The sequence below is a fragment of the Aeromonas sp. QDB11 genome, from assembly GCF_027705265.1.
In the GTDB taxonomy this organism is placed as follows: Bacteria; Pseudomonadota; Gammaproteobacteria; order Enterobacterales; family Aeromonadaceae; genus Aeromonas; species Aeromonas allosaccharophila.
In genome coordinates, this window is record NZ_JAPDBM010000092.1 from 1 (window position 1) to 12219 (window position 12219).

General features: G+C 49.2%; 12 protein-coding genes and 2 pseudogenes. 5 read left to right on the forward strand and 9 right to left on the reverse strand.

What is annotated here, in order from left to right; all coding sequences use genetic code 11:
- Positions 1-61: 61 nt before the first annotated feature.
- From OKC40_RS20635 to OKC40_RS20655, 5 genes are read left to right on the forward strand one after another with little or no spacing between them, the layout of a single operon-like run.
- Positions 62-1672, forward strand: a complete 1611-nt coding sequence (locus tag OKC40_RS20635; RefSeq protein WP_270796809.1) for a hypothetical protein — start codon at positions 62-64, stop codon at positions 1670-1672.
- 6 nt (positions 1673-1678) lie between these two features.
- Entirely contained in the window at positions 1679-4477 is a 2799-nt protein-coding gene (locus OKC40_RS20640; RefSeq protein WP_052814533.1) for a DEAD/DEAH box helicase, read from the forward strand.
- Between the two features lie 2 nt (positions 4478-4479).
- Positions 4480-6447, forward strand: coding sequence for a BREX-3 system phosphatase PglZ (gene pglZ / locus OKC40_RS20645; protein WP_180911159.1), 1968 nt, complete (start codon positions 4480-4482; stop codon positions 6445-6447).
- Between the two features lie 3 nt (positions 6448-6450).
- Positions 6451-7167, forward strand: a complete 717-nt coding sequence (locus OKC40_RS20650; RefSeq protein WP_180911158.1) for a hypothetical protein — start codon at positions 6451-6453, stop codon at positions 7165-7167.
- A 3-nt stretch (positions 7168-7170) separates the two neighbouring features.
- Entirely contained in the window at positions 7171-7878 is a 708-nt protein-coding gene (locus tag OKC40_RS20655) for a hypothetical protein (protein WP_160882161.1), read from the forward strand.
- Positions 7879-7947: 69 nt separating this feature from the next.
- Here the strand turns inward: OKC40_RS20655 and OKC40_RS20660 are convergent, their stop codons facing one another.
- The 9 genes and pseudogenes from OKC40_RS20660 to OKC40_RS20700 form a co-directional block, all read right to left on the reverse strand.
- Positions 7948-8250 carry a hypothetical protein gene (locus OKC40_RS20660; protein ID WP_180911157.1) on the reverse strand — a complete coding sequence of 101 codons (303 nt, stop codon included), beginning with the start codon at positions 8248-8250 and terminating at the stop codon, positions 7948-7950.
- A 71-nt stretch (positions 8251-8321) separates the two neighbouring features.
- Positions 8322-8821 (reverse strand): annotated as a pseudogene (radC, locus tag OKC40_RS20665) (RadC family protein).
- A 231-nt stretch (positions 8822-9052) separates the two neighbouring features.
- Positions 9053-9460, reverse strand: a complete 408-nt coding sequence (locus OKC40_RS20670) for a type IV toxin-antitoxin system YeeU family antitoxin (RefSeq protein WP_234915646.1) — start codon at positions 9458-9460, stop codon at positions 9053-9055.
- Between the two features lie 2 nt (positions 9461-9462).
- Positions 9463-9777: a hypothetical protein gene (locus OKC40_RS20675; RefSeq protein WP_068982303.1), complete on the reverse strand. Its 315-nt coding sequence runs from the start codon at positions 9775-9777 to the stop codon at positions 9463-9465.
- An 84-nt stretch (positions 9778-9861) separates the two neighbouring features.
- Positions 9862-10218: a hypothetical protein gene (locus OKC40_RS20680; protein WP_113738901.1), complete on the reverse strand. Its 357-nt coding sequence runs from the start codon at positions 10216-10218 to the stop codon at positions 9862-9864.
- Position 10219: 1 nt separating this feature from the next.
- Positions 10220-10762, reverse strand: a complete 543-nt coding sequence (locus tag OKC40_RS20685) for a hypothetical protein (RefSeq protein WP_180911151.1) — start codon at positions 10760-10762, stop codon at positions 10220-10222.
- A gap of 79 nt (positions 10763-10841) precedes the next feature.
- Positions 10842-11204 (reverse strand): hypothetical protein, encoded by a 363-nt coding sequence (locus OKC40_RS20690; RefSeq protein ID WP_113738899.1) that lies wholly within the window; start codon positions 11202-11204, stop codon positions 10842-10844.
- Between the two features lie 211 nt (positions 11205-11415).
- The gene (locus OKC40_RS20695; protein ID WP_113738898.1) at positions 11416-11922 is read right to left on the reverse strand and encodes a hypothetical protein; all 507 of its coding nucleotides are present in this window, start codon (positions 11920-11922) and stop codon (positions 11416-11418) included.
- A gap of 102 nt (positions 11923-12024) precedes the next feature.
- Positions 12025-12219, reverse strand: a pseudogene (locus tag OKC40_RS20700) (hypothetical protein); the annotation flags it as partial.

Genomic DNA, 12219 nt, shown 5'->3' on the forward strand with positions numbered 1-12219 from the left:
ATCTCGCACCTCGATAACTGTACGTAAGATCAGTATAGTTCGTGGTAACTGACTGCTAATCATGGGTAATCAGGTATGGAAATGGATAAATCAGATACAAAACCCAGATTTACTTGCCGCTCTTCGATTTGCCTTTACTGCAACATGTATGCGCCACTCGTTGATGAATACTTTTAGATTTAATGTTTCATTTCCATCAAATGTTACCCTAGGAACTTTGTACATAGCATCTTTAGCAAAAGAGACAAACTTTCTAGATCAGTTTAAAAATAAATGTCTACGAAGAATCTTGCCATTTCTTTCACACAAAGAAAACCAACGTCAAATTGTTTCTTCGCAAAGCTCAACTGAGCTTAAGCAAATTGAAACGGCTACTATTGACTACCTATTTATTGATCCTCCATTTGGAGACAATCTAGCTTACTCTGAACTCAATTTTTCATGGGAAGCATGGTTTGGTGTATTTACGAAACAAGCTAATGAGGCAGTAGTCAGCAAGCATCAGGAGAAAGACCTGACAGAATATCGAAAGTTAATGGCAGGTTGCTTTGCCGAGGCATATCGAATTCTGAAGCCAGGGAGATGGTTGACTGTTGAATTCTCTAACACAAAAGCATCAGTTTGGAACACCATCCAGACTGCTTTGGTTGAGGCTGGATTTATTGTTGCTAACGTATCCGCTCTTGATAAAAAACAAGGCAGCTTTAATGCTGTAACAAATACAACTTCGGTTAAACAAGATTTGGTAATTTCAGCATACAAACCAAGTGGTAGCCTTGAAGAGCGCTTCCATAAAGAGGCTCAAACCGAAGAGGGTGTGTGGGATTTTGTCCGTACACACTTAGAGTATTTACCAGTTACTAAGCAACAGGGAAACTCTCTGCTCTTCATCCCAGAACGTGATTCTCGCATCCTATTTGACCAGATGGTTGCTTACTATGTGCGAAAAGGCTACCAAGTGCCGCTCTCTAGCCAGGAATACCAACTCGGGTTGTCACAGCGCTTCATTGAGCGTGATGGTATGTATTTTTTACCAAATCAAGTAGCAGAATACGACCGAAAGAAGATGATTTCAGGTGAATTCAAGCAGCTGGCTATGTTCGTTTCCGATGAAGCATCTGCCATACAGTGGCTCCGTCAACTTATCAAAGTAAAGCCACAGGCTTTCTCTGACATTAATCCACAATTTATGCAACAACTTAGTGGTTGGAGCAAAAATGAGATAATGCTGGATTTGCGCGAGTTACTAAGCCAAAACTTCCTCTGCTATGACGGCCAGGATGAAGTCCCGGATCAGATCCATAGCTATCTTTCCAGCAATTGGAAAGATCTAAGGAACCTGGCGAAAAATGATCCCGCCCTAGTTGCCAAAGCAAAAGACCGCTGGTATGTCCCTGATCCCAATAAAGCGGGTGACTTGGAAAAACTGCGTGAAAGATCGCTGCTTAAAGAGTTTGAAGAGTACAAGGCCGCCAAGAAAAAGCTCAAAGTGTTCCGCATTGAAGCGGTGCGGGTGGGCTTTAAGACCCTCTGGGAACAGCAGGAGTTTGCCGCATTGATTACCGTTGCCGAGAAATTGCCAAGCAATGTGTTGGAAGAAGATCCGGTACTGCTGATGTACTACGACCAGGCCGTCACCCTGAGCCAGGTCGATACCGACGATGAGTGGTAATAACCTATGTGGCAGGTAGGAGACTGGGCCTGGAGTCAGGCCCATCAACAATATGTCAAAGTGATCGAAACCGCTGGCCTTTGGGGCCAGCAGTTTTATCGCGTCTGGTTGCAGCAACAAGACGTGGTACTCAAGGTCCTGGCTGCCAATCTCAGCCAGCGACCCGCACAACCGGTGGTGACGGTTGAGACATTCTGCTATTTGGCCACAGCCGCCAAAATTGCCAACGCTCAGCAAGAAGATACACTGTTAGCTCCGATTGAATCAAATGTTATCCCGCTACCGCACCAGCTCAAGGCGCTCACCAAGGCGATGAGTAAAAAACAGGTGCGTTATCTGTTTGCCGATGAAGTAGGCCTGGGAAAAACCATCGAAGCCGGGCTGGTGATGCGCGAGTTGAAATTGCGTGGGTTGGCCAAGCGCATTTTGGTCTGTGCGCCAAAAGGGCTGGTTAGTCAGTGGGTCAGCGAAATGCAGACTCACTTTAATGAGACCTTTCAGCTGCTGCTGCCCGGTGAGCAAAAACCGCAACACGAGCAGGAGAATATCTGGTCACGCCATGATCAGGTGGTCTGTCCGGTTGACAGTATCAAGCCCATCGAAAGTCGCAAAGGCTGGTCACTCAAACAGCTCAATGAGTACAACAAGCTGCGGTTTGATGATCTGTTGGCCGCCGGGTGGGATCTGATCGTCATTGATGAGGCCCATCGACTCGGCGGCAGTACCGATCAGGTCGCCCGCTACAAGCTGGGCCAGGGTCTGGCCGAAGCCGCCCCCTACCTGTTGCTGCTTTCCGCCACCCCCCACCAAGGCAAAAGCGATGCCTTCCATCGCCTGATGGCACTGCTGGATGCCGAGGCCTTCCCTGATGTGGGCTCTGTGACCCAAGAGCGGGTGCAACCCTTTGTGGTCCGCACTGAAAAGCGGATCGCCATTGATGGCGAAGGAAAACCGCTGTTTAACCCCCGACAAACCGAGCTGGTTGCCGTGGCGTGGCAAGATCAGCATGCCTTGCAGCGCCATCTCTACGAAGAGGTCACCGAGTACATCAAGGAGGGTTACAACCAGGCGCAAGCCAAACAGCAAAATGCCATTGGCTTTTTAATGATCCTGATGCAGCGCTTGGTAAGCTCCAGCAGTGCGGCCATCGCCCGCACACTTGCTCGCCGACTCAATGTGTTGGAAAACAAGCGGGTTGAAGAGGAGTTGCCCCTGGCCTTTGCCGATGAGTGGGCCGATCTGGATGGTCAAGCCCAGTTGGATGAGTTATTAGCTCAATGCCAAGCCTCGCTGGAGAATGAGAAGAGTGAGGTTCGCCGCCTACTGGCGTTAGCGGAGCAGTGCGTCAATGCCGAAAATGATGCCAAAGCCGAAGCGCTGCTCGATTGGTTATACCGACTCCAGCAAGAAGAGGGTAACCCACATCTAAAGATGTTGGTGTTTACCGAGTTTGTACCAACCCAAGAGATGCTAGCCCAGTTCTTTATTGAACGGGGGATCAGTGTGGTCTGCCTCAACGGCTCCATGGATCTGGCAGAGCGCAAAAAAGTGCAAGCCGCCTTTGCCAGTGACATCCGCATTCTGATCTCCACCGATGCCGGTGGTGAAGGTTTGAACCTGCAGTTCTGCCATGTCATTGTGAACTACGATATGCCCTGGAACCCGATGCGCATGGAACAGCGTATTGGCCGCGTCGACCGTATCGGCCAACAGCACATCGTTCGAGCCCTGAATTTCGTGCTTGAAGATACTGTCGAGCACAGGGTTCGTGAAGTTCTCGAGACCAAGTTGCAGATCATCCTGGATGAGTTTGGTGTTGATAAGACCAGCGATGTATTGGACTCCTCCGCAGCCAATCATCTGTTTGATGAACTGTTTATCGCCTCTATCACGGATCCTGCGTTAATGGATCTGGAGCTAGCCAAAGCCTTGGCTACATTAAGAGACGGCGCAGTCGATAAGCGGCAGCAGGATGCGCTGTTTGGCAGTGATGATCCCTTATCTGCTGACGACTATCGCCAAGCCCTGAACCACCCGCTGCCTTATTGGATACAGAGCATGGTTGCCAATTACTTGCGTTGGCAACGCAGCATGCAGCAATCTACGGATTTCATTGAGGATCAGGAAGGTGGACATACTCTAATCTGGCCTGATGGCGCAGCATGGAGTGGCGTCACCTTTATGGGTAAAGAGGCCCAGCAACGACCCGAGCTTACCCATCTCACATTGGAAAACCCCAAGATCAGAGGGCTATGTAGCCAATTGCCGGTCTGGAGTGAAGCACAACAGATCCCCTGTGTCAGGGTAAAGTCGTTACCGGCAGGAGCCAATGGTTACTGGGCATTGTGGAGTATCCGCCTGGTGGCTGGCCAAGAGCGTCGCTGCCAATACATGCCTGTCTATATCAAACCGAATGGTCAGTATTATGCTACTGCGTCACAGCGAGTCTGGGATGCGGTCTGTAGTAAAGAGTTCGACATATTGCCTCATGAGTTGGCCGCCGCACCGGCTGAACATCAGTCAGTCTATGCCCTGCTACATCAGGCAGCGCAACAGGAAGGCAAAGCGATGTTCGAGAGCATGTTGGCAGCCACTCAGGCCGATTTAGATAACCATTATGAGAAAGGCGAATACTCGTTTAACGCACGAAAACGCGCGATAGAGCGCGTTGGATTACCAGAGGTTCGTCAATACCGTTTGCGTCAACTTAATAGTGAATATGCACTGTGGCGTCAGGAGCTGGATAAAAAGCGCAACGCGATTCCGGACATGATGCTGCACGCCGTTTTTGAAATTAAAGGATGAATATGACTTGGCAGGATGATGTTATTCAAAAAGTAAACTTGGATGGTTCGTTTGTTTACATCGTTAACGATCCTGATGGACTGCTCTTTGAGCCTAAAATATCCTCTGCCTTGCAAAAAAAAGATGCAATTTTATTTGATGACAAGGATCCTCTCGCACTTCGACTAACATATGAAGCATGGAGAAAACGGACTAAAAAAAACTCCCTCTTAATCCGTTTGGGTCAAGAGGGAGATCTATTTATCCCTTGTGACATTCAGGTCGAATCAAGTGAAATTAACTTTCACTTATCTGAGTTTTTTCAAGACATTGATTTATCGGCCATCAGATTGCTCCCTGCGTCGTTACTCCAGTCGGCAATGGATGCACTGAAATTATATACGCCTGGCAAACTGAATCTGCAGTCCAGCCTCGACTTCTTACTTCGCCATATTTATCGCATAGCTCCTGAGACGATCCAAACTAATACAGACCTTGTTAGGCTGTTAATCAGAAAACACTACGTTGGTATTGAGATGCCAACGCAGATTGAAGAGCGCCTCATTCGCCTGCTCAGTCTTTCACCGAAATTTAAATGCTGGGACTTTAATGCATTAATTCCAAACAAGAGTGCATTTTTTGATTTCTTGCAGCAACAATGGGAAATGTATCTGTATAGTGAGTTACCTAATGCTATTGCAAGTACGGCGTGGCCAAGCGAGAAACTTGTAGTACCATTTGCAGATAGTGACATTCGTGTTTTTATTGACAACTTGTTTGCCGAGGGCATTATCAAACCGGTGAAAGCGGACGGTCTGCCCGCAGGACATTGGGCCTGGTTTGGTATAGCTAAAGAGCCTGAGATAACCGAGCGCGAACGGATAAGCCTTTTATTGAAAAATGCCAAGGCTTACTTTGAAAAATGTGAGTTAGAAAGTATTAATACTGAATTTTGGTTTGAGCAATCCCACTCGCTTGGGATTATGAATGCATTGTTTTATGAAAACAAAAAACAACCTCCTGTTGCTGCTCTTTTCGAAGAAATAAAGAAATTAAACACCACTGCAGATTTTCTATTTCAGGAATGGCTACGTTTAAATTTTATAAAGTTACAAACTACTCCCACGGTTCGCTATCCTGCAATGTTGCATAAAGTCCCTGATTGGCTATCACGGCGCGTGGATAGTGGCAAAAAAATATGTTTATTGGTTTTAGATGGCATGGGAGCTCGACAGTGGCCATTATTGCGTAATCACTTGCAGTTGTGTGCCAATATATCTTTGGAAGAACATGCCTGTTTCTCTTGGGTTCCAACGATTACATCAATATCACGACAGGCCTTATTCTCTGGCAAGAAACCTTTTGCCTTTGCAGAGTCTTTACTGACTACCAGCAAAGAGGAGCAGCTATGGCTGGATTATTGGCAGGGTAAAGGTTTCGCCAAACGAGAAATAAATTATGCCAAAAAAATTGAGTCGTTATCAAATGACGCATGGCAAGAGTTGATAACTCCACCAAGCGTTAAAGTAGCCGGGTTCGTCATAAATTTTATTGATGAGCAAATGCACGGTATAAAAAATGGAATGTCTGCTTTGAATATGGTCGTAGATGGCTGGCTAACCGACTGGAATTTCAAAGAAAAAATTGCAGAATTATTAGACAAAGGCTTTGAAATTGTCATTACTTCAGATCATGGCAGCCAGGAAGCGACGGGAATCGGATATATCAATGAGGGAGTGAAAGCTGATACCAGAGGCGAACGAGTACGGATCTACCACGATCCTGCATTACGTGATAGTACTGCTCAAGCCTGCCATGGATCTGTGATAGCATGGCCTGGTCCTGAACTAGGGCTTCCCAAAGCGACCTACCCGCTACTCGCCAATGCTGATTGTGCTTTTAAAGGCAAAGGTGATGTCGTTGTGGGGCACGGGGGGATCAGTCTCCACGAGGTTATCGTTCCATTAATAATAGTTAATAGAAAACAATAAGTTATGGTTAAAACTCCCGGTTTCTGTCGCCATGTTGAAAAAGAGTGGCTTGAACAATCTCTTCGTTGGGTAGCAAACGGGGCTGAATATGCACAACTTAATGATAATCTTGATAACTTTTTAAGCGCGTATATTGTTTCCAAAGAAAACCGCCGTAAAGCACGGAATTTGCTCACCTCGGTGTGGAGTCAGCCAGTAGACCATTACACAAAGAATTTTTTTGATAAAGGTATTGTATTACATAAAGAGGCTGAATCATTTTCCTTACCTATTCATTGGGGCATGTTAATTGCGAGAAAGCCGTTCTTTGCCGAAGTCGCTCGCTTTATCGGCCGACAATCAAGGCTGAATAATACTTTTACTTATGCCCAAGCGTTTCGGCGTATGAGTATGCTTTATGGTGAAACCGAAGCCACCAGCAGAGCATTAAGTGCCGTATTAAGAACCATAATGGAATTAGGCATATTAAAGCGAAATATGAGTCCGGCCTCTTACTCCATTGTTAGTCAACGAGTCAGCATAAATAGTCATCTAGCAAATTGGCTGCTTGATGCTTTGCTCATTTCATCAAGCAAAGAGAGTATTGCTCTTGATGATGCCTTGAATGATCAGGCTCTCTTTCCCTTCCATCTTGATATTAACCTATCCAATCTTGATATGTCGGCATTTGAATGTCTGCAACAAGGAAACTCAATTGTAATTTTTAAAAAGGAATATTGAGTTATGAAACCAGCTATTGGATTTAATCGGCATTTAGAGATGGACTGGCTAGTTCAAACCGCATCTTGGTCAGCAAATGGGGTTCACGGCCAAGCATTAAAAAATAAAATTGATGTATTACTTGCGCCCAGCTTTGATAGCAAAGTTGCCCAAGATAAGACTAGAAACCTGCTCTTTGGAATTTGGGATTCAGAATCAAATTCCGTACCCAAAGCATTTCATGCCGATGCTTGTAGACTGCTTATTGAATACAGTGAGGTAAATATTGCGATTCATTGGGGAATGATGCTGGCTAAGTATCCATTTTTTTATAATGTTACGGCACAAATTGGAAAAATGGCTAAGCATGAAGGCTTATTTATCTACAAGCAGCTGGAGCAGCGTATAACCGAAGTCTATGGCGATACATCAACTATTAAGCGTTGTATTCAATTTGTTGTTAGGACATTGATCAATTTGGAGTTATTGTCTAATCCCAAGCAAGGTGTATATCAGTTACGAAAGCCCATTTCAATCGCTCATGATGATGTAAAGTCTTGGTTGGCGGAAGTGTCTGTGAGAGCAGAAGGAAACTCAAGTAAAAGTCTTTCTGCTATTAGTAATGACCCGGCTTGGTTTCCTTTTTATATTAACTTCAATGAGAATCGCTTAACATCAAATTTTCGCCTAGATGTCCATCATCAGGCTAATGATGCGATTATTTTTATATAAGTGAAACGATTAATAGCAACATCTATTTAAAGTGGGCTATAAATTAACGCCGGATATTCCGGCGTTAATTTATAGCCAATGAGCGGGAAGCGTGATATCAAAAGACTTCGCTGCATAGCGTAGCATACTCAAAATTTCGCTGTGCCGGGCTTGATCAATAACATGCCCAGCTTTGCGCTGCTCCAACATCGTCTGTAGCTCCGGCAAATTGAACATGCCAAGACGATGGAAGTTGCCCCAGGTAGGTTGGCCAAACAGGTTGTAAATGACCACAGTGCTATCTCTTTCACTGGCCAGGCGTTTTTCACCAAGGATCTTGGTCAGCGCTTCTTCGGCTTCATCTTTGTCATCGTAGGTGTTTAACAGTTTCATCGTCGGACGTTCTGGTAGAAATTAAGCGGTACAGTTTAGCAAAAATGGTAATGGAACCACAGCGAGAGTGATTAACCCAAGCATCCTCTCTCCGCAAGCGACACTATTCCTTCTGTGGCAACCACCAGATGATCCAGAAGCCGGATATCGACCAGCTCCAAAGCGCTCTGCAATCGGTGGGTGATCTCGATATCAGCTCTACTGGGTTCCGGGTGGCCGGAGGGGTGGTTATGCATCAGCATCAACGCCGCTGCATTGAGTGCCAGCGCGCGTTTGACGACTTCCCTTGGATAAACCGAGGCACTGCTGAGTGTACTGTGGAACAGCTCTTCAAACGCAAGCACCCGGTGTTGGTTGTCCAAAACAACATGGCAAATACTTCATGCTCTCTGCTCTGCAACAGGGTTTGTAGTGCCTGCTGAGCCAAGTGTTTGTCGGCAATAGCTTCTCCTTTGGCCTGTTTCTGACGGGCAATCTGGTTGGCGATAGTCAACAGGTCCTCTTCGTTAATCAGCTCAGTGACGAGGTAGGTGCCGGGGATCTCCCCAGCGATCAATTTGTGATGCAACATGATTGTGCTCCATACGCCATCGCCCCACCGCGAGGGATGCGGCAGGGTTAGAGATGTATTGAGTGAAGGGGAAAACGCTGGGTTAGTTGGTGGTGTTCAGGCTGTTGGAGTGTTCTGGGCGTAGTTAGTCAGAGGCATGTGGTAATAGGTGATCAGAGGTTCTCTTATAGTTGGGTGAGTCAGTAGTGAATCATAACCACGGTGTTAGTGTGGACACCAGTGGATATGCGATCACACCTTTGCGCAGTGTGTGATGTCCGCGCTTATCGCGGGGTAAATCGCGATATAGACATAGCCGTAGCTGCCAAGGGTATCGGCTTCGCAGGTAAAGCCGCCGTGCTGGATAGTGATGCAGTGCTGACGCTGGGCATCCAGTTCGCCGGTCAGCAGCTTGGCTTCCAGAGCCTTGATGATCTCCGGGAAAGCCTGGTCGAGATTGGCTATCTGCGCCTCACTCCACTCACCGATCAGACTGGCCCGATCGGATAGAAAATCGAGCCGGTAGCGGCTCTGTATCAGACGAGCGCCAAAGCGTGGAGAGATACCACGCGGAAGGCCCCAGCTGATGCTGGGGAGCGGTGTGAGAGCTGGGGCCTCAGGTTGCTGTGTAGCAGAGCATGTGGGGTGGGTTGTGGTCATGATTAGCGATACCTCATTTGAATGTCGATGATGGTGCCGGGCACGTTGTGACGCTGGCGCAGTCTGGTTAGGTGCTCAGGGAGTTCTGTCAGACTGGCCAGTCGCCCCCGGTAGAGTCGGGAGAGATTGACGTAGTCAGGGTGACTCACGGTGATGGTCACCTGATGTCCTGGCTGCCAGCGGCCAAACAGGCGAGCTTTGGCTTCCCTGATGGTGGTGATGCCGGGCGCTGGTAACGTCTGGCGGTTGCGCAGGTGCAGCTTGTTGAGCTCGGGGGCATATCGATGCACCTCGAGCCCGGTGATAAGACGGGTCATGTTCGGTGACTCCAATGATGCAAAGGGCCAGCCTGTGAGGGCTGGCCCTTTATGCTGTTTGTGGATGAGCGGGACAGTGGGGCGTCAACGACTGCAGTCAGCAATCTCGTTGATAATCGGCTTACAATTGAGCCGGTCCAGCAGGTGCAGCGAGCCGTATTGGGCTACCAGCCGGTCAATGGCCATCTGGGCGCAGGCAGTTCTGCTGGGTTTATTCTCGGGTATTGCGTAGCGAGCAGTGAGCCAGCCGCCGAGCAGTGCGATGCGGTAGCCACTCGGGATGTGTGTGAGAGAGGTGCCAATGCCCCTCCCGTGAATAAGAAAAGGCACTGCCTGCCCACCGATGTCGATATCCATGCGCTGGCCCTTGAGCTCGAAGGTGGTGAGCTCGCCGGTTTGCGGGTGCTTGCCCGGTACCTTGATGGTGATGTTTTTCGCCATTTCACACCTCCGGTTTGGCTTCAAAATAATGGATCACAATGCCAGCCTCTGGGTCGATACTGATAAAGGCCGGGGCTTGCGGGTGGTACTGATAGAGCCGCGCCAGTTCGGCACGAAACGCCTCAACATTCGGTGCAATCACATGGAGGGTATCCCCCTCGGCATAGGTAAAGGTCTCCAGCTTCTCGGTGTGAATCCATATCCCGAAGTACCAGGCATCCTCCTCGGTGTCATACTGCTGCCAGCCCTGCGCCAGTAGTGTCCGATCGTAGTAGTAACGGTCTGCCTGATGGCTACCCCGGTCGATGCGGCAGCCGGTCACAGTGAGCTCAAACGGGATGCAGCCCGCCTTGTGGGCTTTCTTGGCCCGGCGCAGGAGTTTGAGGGCCTTGGCTCTGCTACGGCCATTTCCGAGCGGGTGCGGCTGCTTGGTCCGCAATGCTAGGTGGGTCATTATCTTCGGCGCGGTGTTGTGGTTGAGCTGGCCGATGGCAGTGGTTATCTGCCGAGCGGACAGGGTGTTGTAATCACGGAGGTCATGCATGGTTGGGGTTCCTTCAAATGCAAACAGCCCCTCGGCGTGAGGGGCTGTATGGAGTCTTGTTTGTGATGGTGGCTGTGGCTCAGGTGTGACTACTCCAATCCGGCTTGTCATTACTACCGTGGTTGACGTAGGCCCCGACAATTACCCGTTGCCACTCACCAACCGGCTGACCCGCTGCATTACAGGCGCAGCGAAAGCGGGCGAAGTTAATCTCTCGTGGCAGGTGCTCACGCATATCCCGTGGACTGACAAAGAGCGAGGTTTTGTGCAGCACCGGGTTGGGGGCCACCAGAGGGCCACCAATACGCCGCCCCTCTACATCGTGGGCATAGGCAAAGCCCGGCAGCATCAACTGCTGACTGATGAGCTTGGCAAGCCCTGAGTGAGCACACATGGCCTCCGCAACTGCGGCTTGGCTAAAACTGTCGTTGAATTCGATCATGGGTGTTTCTCTCTTTCTGCAGGTGAACGGTAAGCCGCTGCCAGCAGCGCAAACTGTTCAACCTAGTAACTGATGCTGATACCCAGTTCATCGCTGATCCCATCCCCTAGACTGTGATGCAGGTGTGCCATGTCATTGGCGATACGTTGGGCTATATGGGCAGTTGAGCTCGGTTGTGAGCTTGTAACTGTCAGAATGATGGAAAGATTCATCACATCTCTCCCCAAGGGGCTTGCTCCCACAGTGACAACCGGGTCAGCACGTCTTGCGCCAGCGCTTGCTGCAACTGCTGGATTATCTTCACTAGCCGGGGAGCCTGTTCAGGGCTCCCACTCCATTCACTCGATTGGTACAGGGCGCAGCAGGTGAATTTGTACAGCGCCACCAGCTCGCTATCGGTGAGTGGTGCCTGGTGGTAACGGTGGGCAGGTTTAATCTGTCCCAGCTTGGTCGAGCAGTGCTGGCGTGGTTCCTTCTGCTCTTGCTGGCGTCCTAACTGATAGCGATGCCAGACTGCACGCCGGTTGGCGAGCATCATCAGTCGCACTAACCGGTCTACCCGCCACGTCCAGGTACTGGTGACCTCCATTGATGAGTTCCACCAGAGGGTGCGCAGCAACTCAAGGGTGTAGTGCGGTGGCATGGGGGCATTGCAAAAGCGGTGTAACTGTACGGCAAAGGTAAGGTAGTCCTTGCGATCGATCATGAAGGCAGACATGGGCATAGTTCCTTGAAATGCAAAAGGCCACCTGCAGTGAGGTGGCCTTGTGGGTGATGGCGTTGGACCTGATGATCCGGATTGGCTAATCGCGCAGCTGATTTAGCAGCACATCAATGACCTCGATGCAGTCAGCCAGGGTGAGCTGGTAGCCGTTAGGCAGGGTGAGCTGGTAGCCGTTAGGCAGGGGGCCACGATGGCGGGATCTGCCTGCATCTCGACGTTGTCTTCAAGCCAGCAGCGCAGCTCGAGGAGGATGTCGAGGGCGGTGAGGTGAGATTTGCCTGGGGTCTGGTT